20 protein-coding genes and 1 pseudogene are annotated in these 22,932 nt (G+C 68.6%); 8 read left to right on the top strand and 13 right to left on the bottom strand.

The window, feature by feature from the left end; genetic code table 11:
* The first annotated feature begins 47 nt into the window (after nucleotides 1-47).
* The 4 genes from DAETH_RS20895 to DAETH_RS20880 all read left to right on the top strand — a co-directional run bounded on the left by DAETH_RS20895 (nucleotide 48) and on the right by DAETH_RS20880 (nucleotide 3,515).
* On the top strand, nucleotides 48-941 hold the full coding sequence (locus DAETH_RS20895) for a substrate-binding periplasmic protein (protein ID WP_264778548.1): 894 nt from the start codon (nucleotides 48-50) through the stop codon (nucleotides 939-941).
* Entirely contained in the window at nucleotides 938-1,918 is a 981-nt protein-coding gene (locus DAETH_RS20890; RefSeq protein WP_264778547.1) for an ABC transporter ATP-binding protein, read from the top strand. Before DAETH_RS20895 ends, DAETH_RS20890 begins: the two co-directional genes overlap by 4 nt.
* A complete protein-coding gene (locus tag DAETH_RS20885) occupies nucleotides 1,915-2,739 on the top strand; it encodes an ABC transporter permease (protein ID WP_264778546.1) in 825 nt (274 codons plus the stop codon). Before DAETH_RS20890 ends, DAETH_RS20885 begins: the two co-directional genes overlap by 4 nt.
* 74 nt (nucleotides 2,740-2,813) lie before the next feature.
* Nucleotides 2,814-3,515 (top strand): substrate-binding periplasmic protein, encoded by a 702-nt coding sequence (locus DAETH_RS20880; RefSeq protein WP_264778545.1) that lies wholly within the window; start codon nucleotides 2,814-2,816, stop codon nucleotides 3,513-3,515.
* On the opposite strand, the gene DAETH_RS20875 is transcribed toward DAETH_RS20880, so the two are convergent.
* The 7 genes from DAETH_RS20875 to DAETH_RS20845 all read right to left on the bottom strand — a co-directional run bounded on the left by DAETH_RS20875 (nucleotide 3,485) and on the right by DAETH_RS20845 (nucleotide 10,191).
* Nucleotides 3,485-5,110, bottom strand: a complete 1,626-nt coding sequence (locus tag DAETH_RS20875; protein WP_264778544.1) for an FAD-dependent oxidoreductase — start codon at nucleotides 5,108-5,110, stop codon at nucleotides 3,485-3,487. The genes DAETH_RS20880 and DAETH_RS20875 overlap by 31 nt on opposite strands.
* A gap of 3 nt (nucleotides 5,111-5,113) precedes the next feature.
* A complete protein-coding gene (locus tag DAETH_RS20870) occupies nucleotides 5,114-5,950 on the bottom strand; it encodes a carbohydrate ABC transporter permease (RefSeq protein WP_264778543.1) in 837 nt (278 codons plus the stop codon).
* Nucleotides 5,940-6,857 carry a carbohydrate ABC transporter permease gene (locus DAETH_RS20865; protein ID WP_264778542.1) on the bottom strand — a complete coding sequence of 306 codons (918 nt, stop codon included), beginning with the start codon at nucleotides 6,855-6,857 and terminating at the stop codon, nucleotides 5,940-5,942. The genes DAETH_RS20870 and DAETH_RS20865 overlap by 11 nt, the downstream gene beginning before the upstream one ends.
* An 11-nt stretch (nucleotides 6,858-6,868) precedes the next feature.
* Entirely contained in the window at nucleotides 6,869-8,113 is a 1,245-nt protein-coding gene (locus tag DAETH_RS20860; RefSeq protein WP_264778541.1) for an ABC transporter substrate-binding protein, read from the bottom strand.
* Between the two features lie 48 nt (nucleotides 8,114-8,161).
* A complete protein-coding gene (locus DAETH_RS20855) occupies nucleotides 8,162-9,202 on the bottom strand; it encodes a LacI family DNA-binding transcriptional regulator (RefSeq protein ID WP_264778540.1) in 1,041 nt (346 codons plus the stop codon).
* Nucleotides 9,203-9,278: 76 nt separating this feature from the next.
* Nucleotides 9,279-9,632, bottom strand: a complete 354-nt coding sequence (locus DAETH_RS20850; RefSeq protein WP_264778539.1) for a hypothetical protein — start codon at nucleotides 9,630-9,632, stop codon at nucleotides 9,279-9,281.
* Between the two features lie 58 nt (nucleotides 9,633-9,690).
* Nucleotides 9,691-10,191, bottom strand: a complete 501-nt coding sequence (locus DAETH_RS20845) for a hypothetical protein (RefSeq protein WP_264778538.1) — start codon at nucleotides 10,189-10,191, stop codon at nucleotides 9,691-9,693.
* Between the two features lie 394 nt (nucleotides 10,192-10,585).
* Here DAETH_RS20845 and DAETH_RS20840 point away from each other — a divergent pair, with 394 nt between their 5' ends.
* The 3 genes from DAETH_RS20840 to DAETH_RS20830 all read left to right on the top strand — a co-directional run bounded on the left by DAETH_RS20840 (nucleotide 10,586) and on the right by DAETH_RS20830 (nucleotide 13,670).
* Nucleotides 10,586-11,863 carry an SBBP repeat-containing protein gene (locus DAETH_RS20840; protein WP_264778537.1) on the top strand — a complete coding sequence of 426 codons (1,278 nt, stop codon included), beginning with the start codon at nucleotides 10,586-10,588 and terminating at the stop codon, nucleotides 11,861-11,863.
* Nucleotides 11,864-11,955: 92 nt separating this feature from the next.
* Nucleotides 11,956-12,693, top strand: a complete 738-nt coding sequence (locus DAETH_RS20835; protein WP_264778536.1) for a carboxypeptidase-like regulatory domain-containing protein — start codon at nucleotides 11,956-11,958, stop codon at nucleotides 12,691-12,693.
* Between the two features lie 50 nt (nucleotides 12,694-12,743).
* Entirely contained in the window at nucleotides 12,744-13,670 is a 927-nt protein-coding gene (locus DAETH_RS20830) for a DUF1517 domain-containing protein (protein ID WP_264778535.1), read from the top strand.
* 266 nt (nucleotides 13,671-13,936) lie between these two features.
* Here the strand turns inward: DAETH_RS20830 and DAETH_RS20825 are convergent, their stop codons facing one another.
* Nucleotides 13,937-14,671, bottom strand: a complete 735-nt coding sequence (locus DAETH_RS20825) for a hypothetical protein (RefSeq protein ID WP_264778534.1) — start codon at nucleotides 14,669-14,671, stop codon at nucleotides 13,937-13,939.
* 271 nt (nucleotides 14,672-14,942) lie between these two features.
* On the opposite strand from DAETH_RS20825, the pseudogene DAETH_RS20820 reads away from it, so the two are divergent.
* Nucleotides 14,943-15,640, top strand: a pseudogene (locus tag DAETH_RS20820) (IS6 family transposase).
* A gap of 530 nt (nucleotides 15,641-16,170) precedes the next feature.
* Here the strand turns inward: DAETH_RS20820 and DAETH_RS20810 are convergent.
* The 5 genes from DAETH_RS20810 to DAETH_RS20790 all read right to left on the bottom strand — a co-directional run bounded on the left by DAETH_RS20810 (nucleotide 16,171) and on the right by DAETH_RS20790 (nucleotide 22,932).
* Nucleotides 16,171-17,715, bottom strand: a complete 1,545-nt coding sequence (locus DAETH_RS20810; RefSeq protein WP_264778533.1) for an alpha-N-arabinofuranosidase — start codon at nucleotides 17,713-17,715, stop codon at nucleotides 16,171-16,173.
* A gap of 120 nt (nucleotides 17,716-17,835) precedes the next feature.
* Nucleotides 17,836-18,819: an arabinan endo-1,5-alpha-L-arabinosidase gene (locus DAETH_RS20805; protein WP_264778532.1), complete on the bottom strand. Its 984-nt coding sequence runs from the start codon at nucleotides 18,817-18,819 to the stop codon at nucleotides 17,836-17,838.
* Nucleotides 18,820-18,932: 113 nt separating this feature from the next.
* Complete coding sequence (locus DAETH_RS20800) at nucleotides 18,933-20,882, bottom strand: glycoside hydrolase family 127 protein (protein WP_264778531.1); 1,950 nt, start codon at nucleotides 20,880-20,882, stop codon at nucleotides 18,933-18,935.
* Between the two features lie 20 nt (nucleotides 20,883-20,902).
* The gene (locus DAETH_RS20795) at nucleotides 20,903-21,931 is read right to left on the bottom strand and encodes an alcohol dehydrogenase catalytic domain-containing protein (RefSeq protein ID WP_264778530.1); all 1,029 of its coding nucleotides are present in this window, start codon (nucleotides 21,929-21,931) and stop codon (nucleotides 20,903-20,905) included.
* A complete protein-coding gene (locus tag DAETH_RS20790) occupies nucleotides 21,928-22,932 on the bottom strand; it encodes an arabinan endo-1,5-alpha-L-arabinosidase (protein WP_264778529.1) in 1,005 nt (334 codons plus the stop codon). Before DAETH_RS20790 ends, DAETH_RS20795 begins: the two co-directional genes overlap by 4 nt.

The following is a 22,932-nucleotide window of genomic DNA, read 5'->3' as shown; positions in this document are numbered from 1 at the left end:
GTCACACGGGGTCCCCGCCCTTCGCCACGTCCCGTCCAGGAGGGCCCATGAACCGCCTCAAGCCGCTGCTGGCCCTGCTCGCCCTCGGGCTGCCGGGGCCCGCGCTCGCCCAGCAGGACCCCAGTTCGCCGACGAGCACCACGGGTTTCTTGCGGACCGACAACACCATGCTCTTCTGCCTCGACCAGCAAAACCCGATCTGGCGCTTCGAGCAGGACCTCGCCCTCGCCGTCGCCCGCTCGCTGGGGCGCAAGGCGGAGTTCTACGTCCACCGCACGCCGCTGCCGGGCCTCGACACCTCGCCGCAACCGCTCGACCGCCTCGAACTCCTGCGCCTCTTCGCCCACCGCTGCGACATCTACCCGGGACTCGTGGGCAGCACTACCCCCGCCTTCGACTACCCCGCCGACGAGCAGATGTACGCCACCCGCCCCTACCTCAAGGTGAGCTACGTCTTCGCCAGCCGTGACCCCAAGGTGAAGACGCTGAATGCCCTACCGAAGACCACGCCGCTGAGCATGGAACGCAACGGTTTGCCCGCCTATTTCATGTACGCGACCCGCAAAGGGCAATTCACCGACCGCCCGGTGACGACCGCCGCCCGGCTCGTGCAGGACCTCGTGACGGGGAAGACGAAGGCGGGTCTCGTCTTCGCGCCCCAACTGTACGGACGGCAGAAGGACCTGGCGAAGGTGGGGCTCACCGCCACTCCGGTCACGACCCTGCCCAACATGACGTGGTACGTGATCTACGGGCTGCGGCGTGACCGGCCCAGCCTGCGCACCCAGCTCGACTCGGCCATTGTGCGCCTGATCCGGCGCGGCGAGATTCAGCGGCTTCTCGCCAAGCACGGGCTCGACCGACCCGGAATCGCGGTGGCGAGCGTGAGTGACCGCCGTCCCGCCTCCGAGTCGTACAAGGACGAGGGGCCCGGGCGGTGACCGAGCCCGTCATCGAGGTGCGGGGGGTGCGGCACGCCTACGGGGACATCCAGGCGCTGCGCGGGGTGGACCTGCACGTTCCGCGCGGCACCTTCTTCGCCCTGCTGGGGCCGAACGGGGCGGGGAAGAGTACCCTCGTGAGCCTGCTCTCCACCCTGCTCCCCCTCCAGGGGGGCGAGGCGCGGGTGGCGGGCTTCGATGTGCGGCGCCAGAGCGGGCGGGTGCGACGGACCCTCGGCCTCGTCTTTCAGGAACCCAGCCTCGACGAGCGGCTGACCGTGCTCGAAAACCTCGACTTCCACGGGCGCATCTACGGCCTGCCCGCCCGCGAACGTGCGCGAAGAGCAGAACACGTCCTCGGCGTGGTGGAACTCAACGACTGGCAGAACGTGACCGCCCGTATCCTCTCGCGCGGGATGAAACGGCGCCTGGAGATCGCGCGCGGCGTCATGCACGACCCCGCCCTCCTGATGCTCGACGAGCCGACGACCGGGCTGGACGTGCAGAGCCGCCGCGCCGTGTGGACGTACCTGGGCGAGCTGCGCCGTGAGACAGGCGTGTCGCTGCTGCTGACCACCCACCAGATCGAGGAGGCGGAGGGGGCCGATCTCGTCGCCATCGTGGATAGGGGAGAGGTGCTGGCCTTCGGGCCGCCCGCCGAACTGAGGGAGCGGCACGGCGGCACGGTCGTCACCCTGCGCGGCGCCCGCCCCGAGTTGCGCGCCCGGCTGGAGCGGCGGTATCCGGGGAACGTGGAGGGGAGCGGCGACACCCTCCGCCTGCGCGTTCCCGACGCTGGACCCCTGATGGCAAGCCTCGCGCCCGAACTCGGCGACCTGGGAGGCCTGAGCGTGCAGCCGCCCAGCCTGGAGGACGTGTTTCTCGACCTGACCGGGCGGGCGCTGCGGGAAGACCGTCCCAGTCTGGAGGCGGCCACGCTCGCCTTTGCACGGGGCGGCGGGGAGCATACGCGGTGACGGCTTACTCAGCGACAACGGGGGCCGGGTATTACCTCTCCTGCCTCTACGCGATCTGGTCGCGCGAGGTCAAGCGCAGCGTGCGCGAGAGCGGGCAGCTCGTCGGGGCCTTCAGCCGCCCCCTCCTGTGGGTGATCATCTTCGGGGTGGGGCTGACGCCGTACTTCCGCACTGGGCTGCGCGAGACGACCTTCGTGGTGCCCTTCACCTACATGCAGTACATCTTCCCGGCGGTGGTGGTGCTCAACATCCTCTACCCCAGCATCCAGTCGGCGGTCAGCCTGATCTACGACCGGCAGTTCGGCTTCTTCCGGGAGGTGTTCGCCTCGCCCGTGCCGAGAAGCGCGGTCTTCTTCGGCAAGCTGCTGGGGGGAGCGACGGTCGCCACCTTGCAGGGCGGGCTGGTCCTCCTCCTGGCCCCCTACGTGGACGTGGCGATCACGCCCGCGATGCTGCCGGGCATCCTCGGGGTGATGCTGCTCGTGTCGCTGGCGTTCACGGCGGTCGGCCTCCTCATTGCCTCGCGGTTGAAGTCTTTCGAGGGCTTCGGCGTGTTCTCGAACGCCCTGATCCTGCCGCTGTACTTCCTGGCGAGCAGCGTCTTTCCCCTCGACCCCAGCCTGAGCGTGCAGCAGCAGCAACAGGTGTTCCCGGCGTGGCTGGTGCTGCTCGTGCGGGCGAATCCGCTGACCTACGCCATCGATCTCCTGCGCGGCTTCATCATCAACTACCGGGAGCACGCCGTCGCGCTCGACGTGGGCGTCGTGTTAGCCCTGACCCTCACCGCTTGCACGGTCGCCTACCGCGAGTTCCGGCGGTGACGGTGAGGCGCTGTCCGGTGGGGCCGCCACCCCAGCCACGCCGCTGGCGTCCCTCCGGCAGCACAGTCTTCATCGTGGTCGGCGTCCTCGCGTACCTGGGCCTGCGCCAACTTCCGCCCGACAATTCCCTCGCGCTCGTGCGGCAGGCGGGGGTGATGAGCGTGTGCGTCCCGCCCGAATTCCCCCCCTTCGTCACGGCCACCCCAGACGGGGCGCAGGGGCGGGAGGCCGAGTTACTGCGCCGCGCCGCCGCCCGCATCGGCACCTCGCTCGAATGGAACCTTCAAGCGTCGTGGGGAACGACCCCGGACCCGGTGGACTGGGGCCTGCGCCCGGAGTCCTGTCAGGTGCTCGCGGGCGGGATCGTCGTCTCGCCGGAAACGCAGGCCCTCATGCAACCCCTGCCCTACGCCGAGACGGGCTGGGCGCTCCTGACGCTCGACCCGGCGAAACCCCTCGGCGTGCTGGCGAACCACTGGGGGCTCAACGCCGAAGAGGCCTACGACTGGGCCGACCGTCAGGGCCAGGACTTCACTGCCTACGACGATGCGGGCGAGGCCCTGGCCGCCCTGAGGGGGGGAGAGGTGGGCCGCGTCCTCTCCCTGCGGGAGGAGGCAGAGTGGCTGCGGGGGCAGCTTCCGGGCGCGGGGGTGCAGGAGGTGTCCGAGTTGCCCCGGCACACTCTCGCATTAGGCATGTGGAAGAACTCCATCACCCTCAAGCGGGCGCTGACCGCCGCCCTCCCTCAGAACCCCGGCGAGGCCGTCAGGCGGTAACGCTCGTGCCACGCCAGCTCGAAGCCGAGGTCCACCGTGAGGAGGGCCTGGAAGTCTTGCCGGTGCTCAGCCGTGTTCCGCACCTGACGTGGCGTGAGGTCCCGCTCCAGGCAGTACGCCGCCAGCGCCCCCGCCGCCTCGCCGACGTTCCACTCGACGGGGTGCAGGCGGTAACACCCGTTGGTGATGTGGGTGGTGCCCATGTTCTTGCCCGCCGGAAGCAGGTTCTCCACCCGCACGGGGATCAGGGCGCCTAGCGGTATCTGGAAGGGGTAGCTCTCCACGTCCACGTACGTTCTGCCCGCCGTCGAGGGGTGCAGATCGATGCGGTACTGCCCGATGCCCACGCTGTCGGGGAAGGTCTCGGCCCCCGTCAGGCCCGCGCGCGCCTGAACGCCCACATGCTGCTCCAGCACCGTAAATTCTGCCCGGATGCGGCGTGACTCGCGCACGTAGACGCTCTTGGCGAGGCCGTCCTCGGGGCCTCCCGCCTCGGTCCCCACCACGTCGGGGCGCAGGCGCAGACCCGGATACCCTTCCCCCCTGCCGTCGTGCCGGGGCGCTTCCGTCTGCATCCAATACAGCATGGAGAGGCTGAGTTGCCGCGCGCCGCGCAGGTGACACCGCTTCTCCTCCTCGCTCACGCCCACGATGGGTCCCAGCCAGTAGTCAATGTGCGGCCAGTTCACCAGGGTGATGTCGCTGGGGTAGAGGCCCTCCGGGTACTGGTCCTTACAGAAGATGCGGCGGTAGTGCCAGAAGTCGCCCCGGTGCAGTTGAACGACCGGATCGCCGAAGAGGTCACGCGTGCGCGGTTGGAGGGTGATGGGGTGAACGTCCGTCCACGCGAGTTGCGGACCCGGCCAGAAGGGCGCCTGATACGTGCGCCAGAAGTCGTAGTCCTCCGGCTTCTCGATGGTGTGGTCCTCGCCGGGTAAGTGGTCCACAGCGAGGCACCAGCTCACCGCCTGCTGGTCGAGGGGATTGGCCGGGCCAGGCAGGGCGTGGAGTTCCCCGGTGTCGTCCTGACTCTCCGCGCCCACGACGTGTTCCACCCCGGCGAGGTCGAGCAGGTCGCCCAGTTCGGTCGCGTCGAGGACGTACCGCGCGTGGATGAAGGTGCGGTTGCTTGTAGCTGAGCTTTCGACCTCCACGCCCGTCACCCGGTCCCCGTTCGTCTCCGCTCGCACGGGCCGGTGATTCATCAGAACCCGCAATTGCCCGCCCGCCCGCCACGGGGCCAGCATCGCCTCGATGACGGCAACCCCCACGCGCGGCTCGAAGCACAGGCGCGACACGTTGCCCAGGCCAGGGTTGAGGTGCTCTTGGGCCCGCACCTCCTCCCGCAGCGGGTAATGCGTCCGGTAATACTCGCGCACGAGGTGGCGCAGGCGGCGGTAGGAGGCCGTCGCTCCCGCGTCCTCGATCCACCACGCCTCGTCGGGGGGCACGGCCTGTGCGGTGAGTTGCCCGCCCAACCAGTCCGTCTCCTCGGTCAGCACCACACGTCGCCCCAGCCTTAAAGCCGCGAGGGCCGCCGCCACGCCGCCCAAGCCGCCGCCCACGATCAGGATGTCCGTCCGAATCTCGGTCATGCCTTAGCCCTTGAGCCCGCTGGAGGTCATCGACTCCACGAAGTGCCGCTGGGCGACGAGGAAGGCGACGAGCAGCGGCAGCGTGGCGAGGGTGGAGGCCGCCAGGGTGAGGTTCCAGAAGATGCCGCCGAGCGGATCGGTGAAGCCTTGAAGGCCCAGCGGCAGGGTGAACCGCTCGCCCGAGTTGAGGTAGATCAGCGGGTTGAAGTAGTCGTTCCATGAGTTCAGGAAGGCGAAGATGCCCACCGCGACGAGGGCGGGCCGGGCCAGCGGCAGCATCACGTGCCAGAAGATGCCCCAGCGCCCTAGCCCGTCGATCAGGGCGGCCTCGTCGAGTTCGCGCGGTACGGTCAGGAAGTGCTGCCGCAGCAGGAAGACCGCCAGCGCCCCCGTCCCCCCGAAGATTTGCAGCAGGATCACCGGGGCGTGTGTGTTCACCAGCCCCGCCGCCTTGAACAGGGCGAACTGCGGGATGGAGACGGCCTCGCTCGGCAGCATCATCGCGCTCAGGCAGGCGATGAACATGAGGTCGCGCCCGGGGAAGTTCAGCCGCGCGAAGCCGTACCCGGCCAGGGCACCCAGCAGCAGGGTCGCTAGCGTGACGACCACGGCAATATACACCGAGTTCATGTACTGCGCGGCGAAAGGGTAATCCCGGAACACCTGCGCGTAGTTCGCCCAGTCGATGCGGGAAGGCAGCAGGCCGAGCGGTTCGGCGAAGATCGCCTGATTCGACTTGAACGACGCGCCGAGCATCCATAAGGTCGGGAAGACGAAAGGCACGGCGAGCACGACCATGACCGCGTAATACACGGTGTGAGAGAGGTTTCTAAGACTCATAGTGCACCCAGCGTTTGCGCATCTGCCACTGCCCGACCGTCAGGAGCAGCATCACGACGAAGAGAACCCACGCGATGCCCGAGGCGTAGCCGAAGTCGAAATACCTGAACCCGTTCTTGAACATCTGCACCATCAGCACGCTCGCGGAGTCGCTGCCCCCGGTCAGGACGTAGATGGGCGCGAAGGCTTTCAGGGCCCCGATGATCGTGACGACGAGGGTGAGGAAGACCGTGGGCGAGATCATCGGCAGGGTGACCTTCCAGAAGACCTGCCCCCGGTTCGCCCCGTCGATGACGGCGGCCTCGTGCACCTCGCGCGGCACGCCCTGAAGCGCGGCGAGGAAGATCAGCATATTCAGGCCCACGTGCTCGATCACCATGCTGACGATCACCGCGACGAGCGCCCACGGAAACTCGAACAGCCAGTTCGGCCCTGAAATGCCTAGACGGCCCAGCAGGTTGTTCACCAGCCCGAAGTCGGGTTGCAGCACGAAGCGCCACACGAGCGCCCACGCGACGAGCGGCACGACCACAGGCGAGAACAGCAGCGTGCGGAAGAGGCCCACGCCGCGCGCCTTTACGTTCAGCAGCAGCGCCAGCCCTAAGGCAAGGCCGATATTCAGAGGCACCAGCCCCGCCACGAAGAGCGCGGTGATCCACGTCGAGCGCAGCACCTCGGGGTCGCGGGCGAGCCGCGCGTAGTTGGAAAAGCCCGCCCACGTCGGCGCGTCGGGGAGGACCCAGTTCAGCAGGGAGAGCACGGGCACCGCGAGCACCGGCCCCAGGAACAGCACGGTCAGCCCCAGCATGAAGGGCGCCACGAACGCGAGCCCCACCCACGGCGACTCCCAGCCCCGGCGGCGTTTGACGACCCGTGGCGGAGCAACCGTTCTCGCCTTGAGCATCATGGGAGCCTCCCTCACTTCTTCAGCACGGCGTCGACCTCGTTGCACACCCGCCCGAGTTCCTGCGCCACGTTGGCACTCGGTCTCAGGGTGCGTTCGAGGTTGCGGACGACCACGTCGTTCACCTGCGTCCAGTTCGTCGGCACGATCAGGGTGCGGGCGCTGCCCACCTGCTTCAAGACGGCGTCGCGCAGGCTCGCCTCGCTGATCAGGGGGTTCTTGAGGAAGGTGCTGGAGTTCAGCAGGGAACGGCGCGGCGGCGGGAAGAACTGCGCGGTGCGCTGCATGACGGCGCGGCTCGACAGGTACTTGATGAAGTCCTGTGCCTCCTTCTGATGCTTCGACGCGCTGAAGACGGCGTACCCCGCCTGCCCGAGCAGCGTCTTGCGCCCGGAGGGTCCGCTAGGCATCGGCGCCACGTCCCACTTGAAGTTCACGTCCTTGAGCTGCGCGCTGTACGACACCTGATCGGCGTACATGCCCAGCCGCCCGCTGGCAAAGGTGACCTGCTCGCCGAGCCTCGGCGCCGTGCCGTCCCGCATCATCCGCTGCGCCAGCTCGAAGGCACGGACGCTGCCGGGGGTGTCCAGCGCACAGCTCGCCGCGTCCTGCCCGAACACGTCGCCGCCGTTCGAGTAGACCGCCGCCAGGATGCCGCCCGCCCAGTTCTGGGGGTCGAGGCGAAAGAGGCTCGCGCCGTACGCGCCCGGGCTCGCCTTCTTGATGGCACTCGCGCTCGCCTCGAAGGCGGCGTAGTTCCACTTGTTCTGCTTGAGCAGCGTCGCAGGTGTGGGAATCCCAGCCTTCTCGAAGAGGTCCCGGTTGTAGTACACCAGCATGGGCGAGAAGGAGAAGGGGAGCCCGTAGAGCGCATCTCCTCGTGTCCACAGCGCGAGCGAGGCGGGCGCGTAGTCGTTCAGGACGAGGCCGGGGTCGCTCGCCACCGTGGACCGCAGGTTGACGAGCGAGCGGGAGGCGATGTAACCGGGCACCGACCGTTCTGCCACCCAGCCCACGTCGGGAGGGGTGCCGCCCGCGATCTGCACCGTGATCTTCTGGTCGTAGCTGCCGAAGGGGATGGACTCGACCTCGACGGTGACGTTCCTGTTCCGCTTGCCGTAGTCGGCGGCGAGGCTTTGCAGGAGTTTCAGGGCGTCGCCGCCCGCCCAGGTGGTGAAGCGCAGGGTGACCTTCTCCTGGGCGAGGGCGCTGCCGCCCGCGAGCGCGGCGAGGATGAGCAGGGAACGGGCCTTTCGCATGGTGGACCTCCGGGGGGGAGAGAGGCGGGTGGGGGAAGGCGGGCCGGGTCAGCCGGGAGGCGGCCGTGAGAGGTGGGCAGGTTGCGGCGCGGCCCCGCACGAGGTGCGCACGACGAGCTTCGGAGGAACGGTAACGTGCAGCGGCGGCTCCACCCGCCCGGCCAGCAGGTCGCCCAGGAGGCGGGCGGCGGCGCGGCCGAGGCGGCGGCGGGGGACGTGGACCGTGGTGAGAGGTGGGTCGCTCAGGCCCGCGAGGTGGATGTCGCTGTAGCCCACGACCGCCACGTCGTCCGGCACGCGCACGCCGCGTTCACGCAGGGCCCGCAGCGCCCCCAGGGCCATGTGGTCCTCGGCAACGAGGAGGGCGTCGAAGTCCTCACCGCTGTCCAGCAATTCGTAAACGGCCCGCGCTCCGCCCCCCACTCCTCCCATCGCCGTGCCGCGCGCGAACCACGTGGGTCCGGCCTGCGCTCCCGCCCACTGCAACGCGCGGCGGTATCCCACGAGGCGGTCGTCGTTCATGAACGACTCGGCGGGGTCGCCGCTGATGAACCCCACCCGCCGCCGCCCGAGCCCCAGCAGATGCTCGGTGGCGAGTTGCCCGCCTCCCGGGTTGTCGGTGAGCACGGCATTCAGCGCGAGGTGGCCGGGGTAGCGCCCGATGAAGACACTCGGTACCGTCAGGGCGCGCACCCGCTCCAGCACACCCTCGGCGATGGGGTTGCCGCCCAGGATCAGCCCGTGCGCGCGGCCCTCCCGGACCAGACGCGGCAGGTCCAGCCCGTCGAAGGCGGCGACGCTGACGGTGTGGCCGCCCTGCTCGGCCTCCTCGGTGACGCCGCGCAGCACCTCCCCGAAGAAGTGGTCGGCGCTGGGGTGGGCGCTGCTTTCCGCGATCAAGACCCCCAGGTGATGTGTGGCTCCCGGCACGTGCACGGCCGTGCGCGCCACGTATCCCACCTCCTGCGCCGCCTGCAACACCCGCCGCCGCGTCCGCTCGCTGATGCGCGGGTCGTCGCGCAGCACGAGGCAGACGGTGGACACCGAGACGCGGGCCGCCTCGGCCACGTCCTGTTGAGTCACGGGCATGGTGAGGGCAGCTTAGGCCCCCGCGCACTTTCTATTCAAATTTCATTCAAAAATTGAACCGCGCCCCGCCCCCGCCTCACCCCTCGGCCTCCCAGTCCGTCGCCCACCACACCAGGAAGTTGTACGTGGCGAAAGCCAGGAAGAAGGAGCGCGCCCGCCTCTCCCGCGCGAAGCCCGCGAGCCACGGCAGCGCGAACTGCACGGCGACGCTGGCGAGTTCCGCCCGCCCGTGCCACTGGAAGGGCACCACGCGCACCACCCCCAGGGGCGTCCGCGTCGTCGTCACGGCGAGCAGGATCAGCGCCACGAACACATTCGCCCACCGGAGCGGCGGGCCCTGTAACCCGGCCCGCCGAGCCGCCAGGTACAGGGCGGGCGCCGTCACGTAATCCACGAGGGCGTGCCCCCTCCGACCCCACAGCCTGAGCATGGCTGAGCGTACGGGCCAGGAGACGGGGTGTGTTGAGGGGACGCTGAACGCCTGTTCCCTACTGCACGGGCTTGATCTCGGACAACGACGTGGAGGTGGACTCAATCCGTTGCTGTCGCAACCGGCCCACCTCCTGCGCGTCCACAGCGTTGTCGGCCAGCACGATGGTCTGGCACAGCAGCAGCAGAGAGGCGCTGACGCTGCTCTTCAGGAGCTGGGTGCCGGAGTCGTCCAGCACCACCCCTCGGCGACCGTCGGTCAGGATCAGCACCGTGGGGCCCACGAGCAGCCCGGCGCTCGTGGGGGAGCCCCAGGTCTTCGCCCGGCAGGCCATGAGTTCCGCCCGCCACTGGTCCGTCCCCTGGCCCCCGGCCTCGCCCGTAAGCCTCGGGGAGGCGTGCCGGAGAAGCTCTTCGACGAGTTGTTGAACGACCTCGCCCTGCTCGCCCCCCAGGAGGGTCAGCGGTGTGACGACGGCGTCCCGCGTCGTCTCCCCCCGCTGCCAGGCGGCGATGGTGTCCAGCAGTTCGGCATGGGGGGCGTCGAGTGGATTGTTCATGGTGCACCTCTCACAAGTGATCTGGGAGTTCCGCTCCTGCCGGTCAAGGTCCAACCCGCGCTTCGGGCCACCTCGCCTTTCCGGCCGCTGGCGTTGGCCGGGCGGCGGCGCGAGCGTTGGCGGTAGGGGTATGGCGAGCGGCGACGGTTGACCACGTCTTCCATTGTCCCACGGTCGCGCCCGACCACCGTGTTCGCCGGGGCGCAGCAGATTCGAGGTGTCCAGGCGCCCCTGCCCGCCGCAGGACGGGAAGCGTGGGTGGTCCGAGGCCGCCCGGCCAAGTGGTGAAGCGGCGGGGTGCTCGAAGCGCCCCATCATCGGCCAGCCATCCTCCGCCCCCTACCCTCGGCTCCAGAACGGGGCGACCCGGAGCACTTGCCCAAGGAGAATGACCATGAAAAGAATCAGCCCTGCCGCCCTCCCCCTGATGCTGCTCGCCGCGACCCCCGCCGCCCTCGCCGCGCAGGGCGCCTGGGGGCCGTCCTGGGTCAGCCCCATCGGCTCGGCCACGTCCGACGCCACCTCGGGGCTCGCCCGGGACCCGGAGGGGAACCTGATCGTCGCGGGCTCGACGGGGGGCGACCTCCTGGAGACCCTCGGCAACCGTGAAGGCTTCGTCCGCAAGCTCTCTCCAGCCGGAAAGGTGCTGTGGACCACGCCGATCTCGACCCTGGAAAAGGACGACATCTTCGGCATGACGACCGACACGGCAGGCAACATCTACATCGCGGGTGGGACGGGCGGCGAGTTGCAACCCGGCGGCCAGCTTGGAAGACAGGACGCCTTCGTCGCCAGGTTGACGCCTGAGGGCAAGGTCGTGTGGGTGAAGCAGTTCGGCTCAGCTGCGGACGACTCGGCACGGGCCGTGACGCTTGGGCCAGGCGGCTCGCTGTACGTCATGGGCATTACCAAGGGAACGCTGCCCGGCGGCACGTCCGAGGGCGGGCAGGACACGTTCGTCGCCCGGTTGTCGGAGAGCGGCGAGCTGACCTGGATGCACCAGCTCGGCAACGAATTCGACGACGTGGCCGGGGGCATCGCCGTGGATGCGAGTGGGCACGTGTACGCCGCCGGGAGCGTCGGCACGAACGATATTGCCAACCTCGACGGGTTCCTCGCGCAGTTCGACGCGGCGGGCCGCCCCCTGTGGGCGAAGACGTACGCCACTGGGGGGCAGTCGTACGTCCACGGCCTCGCGGTGCGCGGCGACGCCGTCGTCCTCGTCGGCGGCACGACTACGGTGCTGCCCGGGCAGAAGTCGGCAGGGCCGGGTCAGTACGGCACCAATGACGACGCTTTTATGATCCGCGTGGACGGAAAGGGCGAGACGAAGTGGATTCGGCAGTTCGGCGGGACCGGGACAGACGGCGCCTACGGGGTGACGATCACCGAGAACGGGGACATTCTCGTGACGGGCGAGGCCGACGGCGGGCTCTTCGACCAGAAGGGGCAGGGCGAGTACGACGTGTTCGTGAGCCGGTACTCGGCGGGTGGTGAGCGCCTCTGGACGCGCCTGTTCGGCACCGCGCAGTCGGACTACGGCTCTCAGGTCCTGCCGACGAGCGACGCCCTCTTCGTGGCCGGCGTCTCGTTCGGCCCGATGGGTGGCAAGCCCGCCGTGAAGGACGTGGACGCCTTCGTCGCCCGCCTGCCCCTGGTGTCGGGGCGTTAAGAGCGCGTCCTGCCATTCGCCAGCCATCCTCCTCCTCCTACCCTCGCCCTACAGAAGAAGCAATCCGGAGCGGTTGCCCAAGGAGAACGACCATGAACAAGACTGCCCTCGCCGCCCTGCTGACGACCGCCCTGCTCGCCTCCGCCGCCAGCGCCACCCCCGCACGGGAGGGCTTCATCACGGGGACCGTCGTCAACGAGCAGGGCAAGCCCATTCCCGGTGTCGAGGTGGACGTGGACAACACGCTCTCCTACGACAGCAGCCTCATCACGTACACCGACGCTCAGGGCCGGTACAGGGTGGATGTCCGCAAGCTCCCCTTCACCTTCCAGGTCTACGCGAAGATGAAGCTGAAGTACGGCGACTCCACGGTGAAAGTCGAACTGGTGCCCAACAACCCGGATGCCGTCCCCGGCGTGGCGGGCGGCGTGCGCGATTTCGTCTTCAAGCCCAAGCCGGTGACCTCCGAGGACCCCTACGGCAATCTGGCGTGCGTCTATGTGGAGCGCGGCATCGGCGAGTACGACGTGGACACCAACCAGGTGCAGGTGACCCTCACGCCGGTTGGGAAGCTCGCGGACGGCTCGGTGGGCAAGGCGCGCACCTTCAAGCTGCTGCCCAGCGGCGGCGGCCCGGTCATTCCCAACATCATGTGGGGGACGTACAAGGTGACGGCCACGCTGAACGGCAAGCCGCTGGAGATCCGCCGCCGCACCAGCCCGAACAACTTCGAGTGGGGTTCCAGCTTCACGGGCGGCTTCGTGCGCGACTACAACATCAACCAGCCGAACATGTACCTCGAAGTCCGCCTGCCGAAGAGCGGGGACTGATTCGGGGAACCCGACCGCCGCGTTCCACACGGGCGGCAGAGGTGACAGCCATGAACAGGATTCCATCCACACGCCGCCCGGCGCACGTCCTCCTCCGCCCCCTTCGCCTGCTGCCGCTGCTGTCGGCGCTGCTGCTCGGCGGCGCCCTGGGGGTGACCGGGGGAGGCTTTGGGGGCACGACCTCCCACTCCAGCACTTCCTCCCACGCGACCCCACAGAGCCGCCCCGCTCCTGTGCCCTCCCCCACGTACAGCCCTTCCGTCGTGACGACCTCGTCCACATCTGTTCCGACGACGAGCACGCCTTCTCCCGGTTCATCCTGGAGCTTCACGGCCATCCTCGTCGTGGTGGGGGCGCTGCTGGCCTTCTTGCTCCTCTCCGCGCTGTATGAGGAGTGGGCCGGTCGTGGCCGGGGCGCCCAGGCGGTGCGTGTCCAGGTGCTGTTCGAGAACGGCGAGGAGGTGAAGCGGCACCTCCAGCGCCTCGCCCGCCGCCACGACCCGGATGCTCCCGGTGCGCTGGCGATCCTGCTGCGGGAGAGTGCACTGCTGCTGCTGCGCCACAAGGAGGACTGGGCCTACGGCACGGTCGAGCGACACGGCGCGGCGGGCGAGGACGAGGCCAATTCGCTCGTCGGGCAGTGGGCCACGGCGGCCCGCGCCACCTTCGAGACGCAGACCACCAGCCAGTACCAGGACGGCGACGCGGCGGGCGGGTACGAGCACGACACGTCGGCCGGGGGCCGGACGGGCGGCCTGTACCTCGCCGTCACGCTGGCGGTCTCGACGGCCGGGCTGGAGTTCGCCCCGGAGACGGGCGAGACGGTGCGCGACGTGGAGTCGGCGCTGCTGGCCCTTTCCGGCGTGGGAAGTGGGCAACTCCTGCGTCTGGAGGCCGTGTGGAGCCCGGACGGCGAGGGCGAGTTCCTGAGCGAGGAGCAGGCGATCCGCCGCTACCCGGTCCTCGCCCCGCTGTAACGGGCAGCGACGGGCACGAACACCGGAGTCCCCACAAGTTGCCTTCGCCGCCTCCGGGCCGAGCCACACCTTGCAGGACTACCGCCCGGGGGCACCCCGTTCTGGCGTGCCCCTGGGCTTTCCGGCGGGAGGCGACGTGGAAAGTCGGGCAGGAGGCAAGGGGTGCGTCCGGGCCACCGAGCATCGCGGCGCCCACGAGAACAGTGTGGGCGCCGCAAGTGCTGGGATTGTCGGGGTCTTGGCCCCCGTGTCCTCCGAGTTCGGCTTTAGCGTATCCGCAACGACCCCACGAAGGTGTCGATCTTCGTCAGCCGTGGGTCGTTCGCCAGGGCGTTGAGTTGCCCCTTGGTACGCGCCAGGTAGGCTTTCCAGGCCGCACTCGCCCGCGCCTGGTCCCCCGAGTTGAGGGCGTCCATGACCGGACGGTTCGGGCCCGAAAAGGCGTCCTGGGGCAGTTCCTTCAGCGGCACCGGGTACTGGAGCGAGACGTAGTGCCGCCCGTCGTTCGTGATTCCCTGGAAGGTGTAGAAGACCTGCTCGCGCGACAGGGGTGACACGTCCTGGCTGAAACCGACGAGGTACCGCACGCCGCGCCCGCCGGGGAAGTCGAGGTATTTGACGGCGGCGCTGAGCACCTGCCCGGCAAAGGGAAGAGGCAGGAAGGGCAGCTCCCCCCGAATCTCGGCGGGCACGGGGCGCTCCCTGAGCAGGGCCCGCAGGCTGCCGATCTCGGTGCGCACCCCGTCCCTCATGCCGGGGTACTGGGCGATCAGGCCCGCGACCGGGTAGACGTTGAGTTCGCGCACCTCGTCCCCCTGCGGACCGAGGGCGACCCGCACGTGCCGGGGCGGGAAGAAGTCGGGGGTGTCCTCGCGCTTCTGTGCCCCCACGGTGCGGACGGTCGCCGTTACACCGAGGGGCCGGGCGTCGAAGGTCACCTTCGGCAGGGCGGGTGTGGCGGCGGCCAGGAGAAGCAGGGCGCTGAGCAGTGTCGCGTTCATGGGGAAAGGGTACTCAGGGCCGGGTGATTCGGGGATGACGGCGGGGATGGCTGACGGGTGGCCGACATGACGGCGGGGCGCCGTTACACACGGCCGCAGTCACGGGTCGCCCCCGGAATCGGCGTCACGGTGGGTCAACGGGGAACACGAGGGGAGCCGCGCCATCCACCAGCCACCGCCCACCTCCTACCGTGCGCTCCGAACAAGGAGACGCCATGAACACCCGGCCGAACAAGGTTCTGGCAACTAAACGCCGGTAGGGTGGTGAGCGGTGACTGACCGGAAGCCCTACCGCCACCGTTTTCCCCTGAGCGTCATCGGCGACGCTCTCCGGCTCGATGACCGCTTCCCCCTCAGCCAGCGGGACGTGCAGGAACTGCTTCACGAGCGCGGTGTTCAGGTCAGCCATGAGACCTTGCGACAGTGAAACATCCCATTCGCGCCGCTCCTCACCGAGGAACTGCGCCGCCGAGAACCCCGCCCGGGTTCTCGGTGGCCTCTGGACGAGGTGTGCGTCAAGGTCGGTGGGGTAGGGCATGGGTTGTGGCGGGCGGTCAACGAACACGGAGACGTGCTGGACATCCTGCTTCAGGAACACCGCGACACCCAGGCAGCCAGGTCCTTTTTTGTGCGCCTGCTCCACCAGTACGACGTGCCGGAGGTCATTCACACCGACAAGTTGTGGAGCTACGGGGCAGCTCTGCGGGAACTTCCCGTGCTCCACACCGTGGAGCACGTTCAGGTGGTCTCCACTGCCCGCTGCAACAACCTCGTGGAACAATGGCATCGCAGGGCACGACAGCAGGAACGGAGCCAACTCGGCTTCGAACCCAGGAATTCCTCGCGCTACACGCCCGAATCTCGAACCTTCACCGCCAGACCCGAACGACCGTCCCCGCTGCCCTCCGACGAAGCAACCAGACCGCAGCACTGCTCCTCTGGAGCGAGGCGATTCAGCAGGCGGCTTGATTCTCAAGCCGCCTGCTGAGCTACTCCGCTTCGCTGAGGTTAAGTTGCCAGAACTCTTCGGCCCAACCCGCAGCGCCGGGCTCTCCCTTGGCGACCGGTACTGCCTGGCGCTCGCGCAGCGCCTCGGCATCCCGGCCTTAACCGCTGACCGGGCCTGGAGCAGCTTGAGTGTTGGCGTGCCCACCACCGTGATTCGCTGAACTGGAAGACGGGTGTGACGCGGCGAGAAGAATCGCCCCGTTCCTGACCGTTCGGGGCGGGTTGAGCAGCGTGGTCTGGGCTTTTCCTCGCTGCACCCGGTGCAGGACTCCCACCACGGCGGGAGCCTGCACGCTCCGGCGTTGATCCGGCTGGCTGTACCTCGCGTTCGACGTGGAGGGAAGGCGGCAACGCGGGCGCCTGAAAGCGGAGGCGTCGTGGGACTCGCGGAGAAGTGAATCCCCTGGGAGGAGGCCTTCGCCCTAGCGCGTCCGGTGGAAAGTGGGCCGCCAGAAAGGATCGGGAAGCTTGCCGTGTCCTTGACATAGGTTCTAGGCTTGACCCTCGCTCCCCGCGGCGAACACGACCGTCGCCAGCGAGTGCCGCGGCAGGTGAACGCCCCACGTGCCGTCCCGCTCGCGGCCTACCTCCAGCGGCACGGGGGAGACCCGGTCCGGCTCCTCGAAGGTGTTCTGCGCGTTCGGCTGATCGGCGGTCAGCAGGTGCGCCTGCCGGACGGAAGGCTCCGCGAAGGGCAGCCGCACGAACGCCGGACGCGAGATATGCCGGTTGAGCAGGGTGACGGCGAAGCCCTCCGCATTCCGGGAAGCGGTGGCCGTCACGGCGGGGGAGCCGTCGGGCAGGCGTTCGCCCCCGCTGACCTTCACGGGCAGCGCCTCCGCCCTGATGTGGGGCTTATGCAGCGCGAGGACGTGGTACGTCGGCGTGTGGATGGCCTGCGTCCCCTTCGTCAGCACGACGGCCTGGAGCACGTTCACGATCTGGGCGAGGTTCGCCATACTCAGCACTCGGCACTGGCGGTGCAGGACTTCCAGCATGGCCCCGGCGGCGAGGGCGTCCCGCAGCGTGTTCGCCTGCTCGTAGGTGATGGGCTCGCGACGCGCGGTGCCCTCCCCCGGTCCCCAGGGCCGCGCCTCCGGGTGCCACACGCCCCACTCGTCGAGCGCGATGCCGATGCGCTGCCTGCCGCCCGTCACCCGCGCGATCACGTCCGCCGTGCGCGTAATGTTGCCCTCGGTGGCCTCCGCCTCCTGAATCAGGGCGTAATACTCCTCCTCGCTGAAGTCCGTCTCCGGGCCGCCGTGGGTCCAGTAGTGGTGGATGGAGAGGTGGTCCACCAGCGGCAGGCTCCAGCCCAGCGTCTCCAGCGCCTTGCGGTTCCACTCGCGGTCCATCCCGGCCTGGAAGCAGCCCTCGTCCTCCAGGCCGACCATCACGAGTTCGGCGGTGGGGTCCACGTGGCGCAGCATGGAGGCGTAACGGCGGTACTCGTGGGCGTACGTCTCCGGGGCGAAGCGGCCCCCGCAGTCCCAGCTCTCGTTGCCGACGCCCCAGAGCCGCACGTTCCAGGGCTCGGCCCGGCCGTTCGCCGCGCGTTCGCGGGTCAGGCTGGTGTCGGCGGCCCCGTTGCAATACTCCAGCCAGTCGCACAGCTCCTGCACGGTGCCGCTGCCGACGTTGCCCGCCAGGTAGGGCTCGGCCCCGATCAGCTCGCACAGGCGCAGGAATTCGTCCGTGCCCAGCGCGTTCGTGTCGGACACCTGGAGGCCGCACGAGATGCCCAGCCGGGTCATCCTCTCCGGCCCGATCCCGTCGCGCCAGTGGTAGTGGTCGGCGTAGCAGCCGCCCGGCCAGCGCAGCAGGGGCACGGGCAGTTCGCGCAGGGCGCTCAGTACGTCGTTGCGGAAGCCGTCCGTGTTCGGAATCTCGGAATCAGGGCCCACCCACAGCCCGTCGTAACAGCAGCGGCCCAGGTGCTCGGCGAAGTGGCCGTACAGCCGGGGGGAGAGGTTGCCGATGGGAGAGTTGGTGCGGACGTGCAGTGTGGCGGTTTGCAGGGAAGGGGAGGTGGTCACGGGGTCCTCGCGGGGTGAAGGCTGAGTTGGGGGCGGAGATGGAAAACAGACCCTCCCGCCACGTGCGGGGAAGACGCGCGGGCGGGAGCTTCTCGGGATTTCGCGCCCTCCTTGACGGGGTTACTCGACCGTGGGCCAGTCGCCCGACCAACCGAGTCGCCGGATGCTCATGGTGGGCAGGTAGTTCTGGTTGGCGTCGTAGGAGTGGTAGATCAGGTGCGTGTTGCCGCCCTCGGTGTACACGTCCTCGCCGCCTGCGCCCACCAGGCTGCCCTGGCCGGTGAGCAAGACGGTGCCTCCGCCTTCAGTGAGCGCCTTGCCGGTCCTGTCCACATACGGGCCAGTCACGCTGGTGGAGCGGCCCACCGCCAGTTTGTAGGTGGTATTGCGCCCCTGGCAGCAGAAGTCCCAGGACATGAACAGGTAGTAGTAGCTCCCGTGCTTGGTGATCGCCGGGCCCTCGATGGGGTTGTACTGCACCCCCGGGCGGTCGGCGAGGGCGACGCGGTCCCCCGTGGGCGTCTTCATGTCCTGCAACTTCTGGAGTTTGAGGCCGCTCCAGAAGGACCCGTAGGAAATCCACCACTGCCCCCCGTCGTTGAACACGTGCGGGTCAATGGCGTTGAAATCGTCGGTGGTATTGGAAGTCAGGATGGGCCCCTGGTCCTGCCAGCTCCCGAGGTCCCCCGGGGTGGTCGTGGTCGCCAGACCTATGGCCGAGTGGTTCTTTCCGAATTCCGACACTGCGTAGTACAGGTAGTAGGTGTCGCCATTCTTCACCACGTTCGGCGCCCAGAGGTTGTTGGCGTGGTAGCCGTTCTTGGCCCACTCGGGTGCGGTAATCGCCCCCTGGACCTTCCACTCCCCGTTCAGGCTGGGGGCCGACCGGACGCGGATGCCTCCCGGGTCGGCCTCGGTCTGAATCAGGCCCGTGGAGAACACGTAATAGGTGTTCCCGGCCTTGAAGAGGGTGGGATCGTGCGCGTCGAGTTCCCCCGTGAGCGTCAGGAGTGCCGGGCCGCCGTCGGATGGAGTGGACCCTAACCGCGTGCAGGACGACAGCAGGCCCGAAAGGACGAGAAGGGCAACGGTTTTAGGCTTCATAAGAGCTCCTCAAAACGGCGTCAGCCGTCCGCTGACCAGGCACAGGAGTTCCTGGCCTAATACAGGCGAGAGTTTGGTGTGTTCGGTGTTCTATGGCAGACGTTCCTGTGCATTCACCTGGGCGCCTCCCTCACCTCCTCCCGGAGCCAGACGCGCATTTCGCCGGGCTCGCGCTGGTCCCACAGGGCATACGGCACGGCGCACAGTGAGGTTGTGATCTGACGCGGGGGAGCGGTCCGGTACAGCGTTCCCCCCCAGTCGCCCGGCTCCTCCACCTCGGCCTCTCCACGAACGACGCTGACACCGCCCAGCAACTCCGGCTCAAAGGTGGCCGTGAGGTCCGCACCGCGCGGCAGGGCGAGCTGGTGCAGGGGCACGTCCACGTCTGCCTCCTCCACGCAGTACACGACGGGGCCACGTTGCAGGGCGACCAGCCCGGCGTCCTGTCGCACGTTCGGGTGGACATAGACGCGCTCGACGGGCATGGGGAGATTCAGTTCCACCCGGTCCTGAGCGCTCCACTCCCGTGTGAGGTGGACGTGGCCGTCGCGGGCGTCAGACAGGTCCACCGCCTCGCCGTTTACAGAGAGCTTCGGATCGCGGCACCACCTCGGCAGCCGCAGCGACAGGGTGAAGCGGGCCGGACGTTCGAGGTCGAATTCCAACTCGACCTTCCCCTCCCAGGGGTACTCCGTGCGCTGGTAGAAGGTCACCGGCTGACCTTCCACTTCGAACCGGGCGCTGCCCCCCGCATACAGGTGAACGGCGATACCGTCCGCCGTCCGCCCGTACACGTACCCCCCCAGTGAGGCGAGCAGGCGCGACACGTTCGGCGGGCAGCAGGGGCAGGAGTGCCATTCCCAGCGGTGTTTGTCCCCGTGACTCTCCAGCGGGTTGTCGTAGAAGAAGCGCCGCCCGTCCTGCGCCACGCCACTCAGGACGTTGTTGTAGAGCGCACGCTCCATCAGGTCGGTGTACTGCCCGTCGCCCGTCAGGTTCAGCATTCGCTGAGCCCAAAAGACCAGTCCCACCGCGGCACAGGTCTCCGCGTAGGCTGTGTCGTTGGGCAGGTCGTAATTCGTGGTCATGCCCTCGTTGTGCGCGGAGGGGCCCAGACCACCCGTCACATACAGGCGCCGGGAGGTGAGGTCGGCCCACAACCGCTCGCAGGCCTGGCGCAGGCTCTCGTCCCCGAGTTCAGCGGCGAGATCGGCCATCGCGCTGTAGAGGTACATGGCGCGGACAGCGTGGCCCACCACCTTGTCCTGCTCGCGCATGGGCTTGTGGGCCTGCATGTACTCATAGGGCAGGGCATCACCGTGGGACAGGAGTTCGGAGCTGGGTTCCTCCCCGCGCGCCCGCGCCTCCTCGTCGAAGAAGTACGGCTGCCGCCCGCGCTCGTCCACGAAGTAGCGGGCGAACTCCAGATACTCGCGCTTGCCCGTCAGGCGGGAGAGCTTCACCAGCGCCAGCTCGATCTCCTCGTGGCCGGGATAGCCGTGCTTCTGGCCGGGATGGGGGCCGTACACCCCCATCAGGAAACGGATGTACCGCTCCATCACGTCGAGGAAGGCCGTCTTGCCGGTGGCCTGCGTGTAGGCAACGGCGGCCTCGATCAGGTGTCCCGCGTTGTACAGCTCGTGCCAGTCACGCTCATTGGTGAGGCGGTTCTGGGACTCGATGGCGGTGAAGAAGGTGTTGAAGTAGCCGTCGGGCTGCTGCGCCGCCGCGATCTTCTCCACCAGCGCGTCCACCTGCGCCTCCAGCGCCGCGTCGGGGTGGGTGGCTAGGGCGTAGGCTGCCGTCTCGATCCACTTGGCGATGTCCGAATCCCACCACATCTGCGGCGTGACGGCGCTGCCGGGGTGGCAGGGGACTCGCAGGGGGCGCGGTCTCAGGTCGAGGGCATCGATGGCTCCCACCCGCTCCAGTTGCTCATAGAGGAAGGGCAGGGTGGCGGTCCGGTTCACTTCGAGGCGGGGGCGCCAGAAGCGGTCATCCAGGGTCACGCTTTGGAGGGGCAGCGGCGTGAACCGCAGTGAGTTGTTCAGGGGGTCGGTCATGCGAAACCTCGGAGGTAGGGCTACCCCACCTGCACCATCACCTTGATCACGCCGTCCTCGTAACCGGAGTGGCGCTCGAAAGCCCGTTGCACCTGTTCCAGCGGGAATACGTCGCTGACCAGGCCGTCCACGTCCACCATTCCCCGCTCGACCAGGGCGATGGCCTCCGGGTAGGTGTGCGCCATGCGCCGGGAAAAGATCAGCGAGAGGCCCTTGCGGCGGGCGAGCGAGTGTTGCACCGTGCAACGGTCGTCGCCTGGGATGCCAACGAGGACGACCTTTGCACCAGGACGGGCCAGCAGCGCCGAGGTCTGCACGGAGTCGTCCGCCCAGCCCGCCTCGAACACCACGTTGTAGCGGGACTCCTCCGCGGGGTCGTAGGTCGCCGCCACCGAGGTCGCGCCGCTGCGGGTGGCGAAGCCCCGGCGCCAGGTCAGCGGCTCGATCACGTGGAGAGCCGTAACCCCTGCGAGTTTCAGCAGTTGGACGAGCAGCAAGCCGATAGGCCCCGCGCCCACGACGGCAGCCCGGTCGCCCACGTCGACGTGCCCCAGCCGCAGCGCGTGGAGGGCTACCCCCAAGGGTTCGAGCATCGCGCCGCCGTTGTCCGACACGCTCTCCGGCAGGACGAAGCAGTTGTGGGCAGGTGCGCTGAGGTATTTCTGGAGTGCCCCGTCGCGCGGGTACACGCCCATGAAGGTGTGGTGGGCACAGAGGTTGGGGTTCCCCTCGCGGCACTCCCGGCAGTGGCCACAGGCCACGTGCGGCTCGACGGCCACCCGGTCCCCCACCTTCAACGGCCGGTCGTCGCCGTCCAGGATTCCCCCAGGGGCCTGCACCACCACGCCCATGAACTCGTGACCGAGGACGAGGGGCCGCTCGATCTCGATGTTGCCAATTCGCCCGTCGGCGAACATGTGGATGTCGGAGCCGCACACGCCGACGGTGCGAATCTCCACCACGATTTCACCAGGAGCGGCAGCGGGCAGGTCACGCTGGGTGAGGGCGAACTGGCCGGGACCGGTCAGGACGGCGGCGGGGTGACTCATAGCTGGCCTCCCCCGGGCAGGGGATCGAGCGTGGGCCACCCGTCAGCGCCCCAACGCGACGGCGAAACCTGAAGCTGCGGCGTGCCCCCCTGGTCCCCGTCGTAGTAGTGGTAGACGAGCAGGTCGCGCGAGCCGTCGTGGATCGCCTCCTGCCCGCCCGGCCCGATGTAGCGCCCATAAGTGGCCTGAAGCTGGCTTCCTCCGCCTTGCAGCATAGGCACGCCCTCTTGATCGACGTAAGGCCCGGTCACGTTCTTCGAGCGGCCCACCATGATCCGGTAGGTGCTCTCCAGCCCCGCGCAGCAGCGGTCGAAGGACACGAAGAGGTAGTAATAGCCGTCATGCCGCAGGACTGAGGCCGCCTCGATGGCCCCGCCCCCGCGTGAGGCGAGGCTGTAGAGCTTCGGATTGCTCGCCCTCAGCCTGCCGCTCACCGGGTCGAGTTCGCGCATCTTGATCCCTTCCCAGAAGGACCCGAAGGCCAGCCACGCGCGCCCATCCGGCGTGTCGATACGGGCCGGGTCGATGGCATTGAAGGTGTCGCCCTGCTGGCTGGTCACCACCACGCCCTGATCCACCCAGCCTTTCGCCGGATTTTTCGGGTCGAGATGCTTGTTGGTCATCAGGCCGATGGCGCTGGTGTTCTTCCCGAAGAGGGACGCGGCGAAGTACAGGTAGGTCGTATTCCCCCGCGCGAAGAGGTGCGGCGCCCACAGGTTGGGCGGTGCGGTCCCGAGCTGCTTCTCCACCCAGGCGGGCTGTGTTTCCCCCAACGTGCCCGCGTCCGTCCAGATGATGCCATTGGGCGAGGTCTTGATTCGCAGGGTGCCGCCGTCCACGTTCTCGTAGCCCGTGCCCATCGCCACGTAGGTGTTGCCGACGCGCAGCAGGGTGGGGTCGTGGATTTGCAGGTCGCCCTTCAGAATGGGCTGGGTGGGGCGGTCACCACCGCCTGATGCGACGGAGCCCAGCGTGAGCAGGAGGGGCGCAGCCCGTCTCAC

Origin of the sequence: Deinococcus aetherius, from assembly GCF_025997855.1 — a bacterium.
In the GTDB taxonomy this organism is placed as follows: domain Bacteria; phylum Deinococcota; class Deinococci; order Deinococcales; family Deinococcaceae; genus Deinococcus; species Deinococcus aetherius.
The sequence above is the reverse complement of the archived record's forward strand: the minus strand, read 5'-3'. Positions and strand labels throughout refer to the sequence as shown.

Excerpts from the sequence above, each read along its gene's own strand:
- DAETH_RS20835 (WP_264778536.1), top strand. The coding sequence starts at position 11,956 with ATGAACAAGACTGCCCTCGCCGCCCTGCTGACGACCGCCCTGCTCGCC.
- DAETH_RS20805 (WP_264778532.1), bottom strand. The coding sequence starts at position 18,819 with ATGAAGCCTAAAACCGTTGCCCTTCTCGTCCTTTCGGGCCTGCTGTCG.
- DAETH_RS20865 (WP_264778542.1), bottom strand. The coding sequence starts at position 6,857 with ATGATGCTCAAGGCGAGAACGGTTGCTCCGCCACGGGTCGTCAAACGC.
- DAETH_RS20875 (WP_264778544.1), bottom strand. The coding sequence starts at position 5,110 with ATGACCGAGATTCGGACGGACATCCTGATCGTGGGCGGCGGCTTGGGC.
- DAETH_RS20840 (WP_264778537.1), top strand. The coding sequence starts at position 10,586 with ATGAAAAGAATCAGCCCTGCCGCCCTCCCCCTGATGCTGCTCGCCGCG.
- DAETH_RS20795 (WP_264778530.1), bottom strand. The coding sequence starts at position 21,931 with ATGAGTCACCCCGCCGCCGTCCTGACCGGTCCCGGCCAGTTCGCCCTC.
- DAETH_RS20850 (WP_264778539.1), bottom strand. The coding sequence starts at position 9,632 with ATGCTCAGGCTGTGGGGTCGGAGGGGGCACGCCCTCGTGGATTACGTG.
- DAETH_RS20825 (WP_264778534.1), bottom strand. The coding sequence starts at position 14,671 with ATGAACGCGACACTGCTCAGCGCCCTGCTTCTCCTGGCCGCCGCCACA.
- DAETH_RS20895 (WP_264778548.1), top strand. The coding sequence starts at position 48 with ATGAACCGCCTCAAGCCGCTGCTGGCCCTGCTCGCCCTCGGGCTGCCG.
- DAETH_RS20800 (WP_264778531.1), bottom strand. The coding sequence starts at position 20,882 with ATGACCGACCCCCTGAACAACTCACTGCGGTTCACGCCGCTGCCCCTC.
- DAETH_RS20870 (WP_264778543.1), bottom strand. The coding sequence starts at position 5,950 with ATGAGTCTTAGAAACCTCTCTCACACCGTGTATTACGCGGTCATGGTC.
- DAETH_RS20830 (WP_264778535.1), top strand. The coding sequence starts at position 12,744 with ATGAACAGGATTCCATCCACACGCCGCCCGGCGCACGTCCTCCTCCGC.
- DAETH_RS20845 (WP_264778538.1), bottom strand. The coding sequence starts at position 10,191 with ATGAACAATCCACTCGACGCCCCCCATGCCGAACTGCTGGACACCATC.
- DAETH_RS20855 (WP_264778540.1), bottom strand. The coding sequence starts at position 9,202 with ATGCCCGTGACTCAACAGGACGTGGCCGAGGCGGCCCGCGTCTCGGTG.
- DAETH_RS20860 (WP_264778541.1), bottom strand. The coding sequence starts at position 8,113 with ATGCGAAAGGCCCGTTCCCTGCTCATCCTCGCCGCGCTCGCGGGCGGC.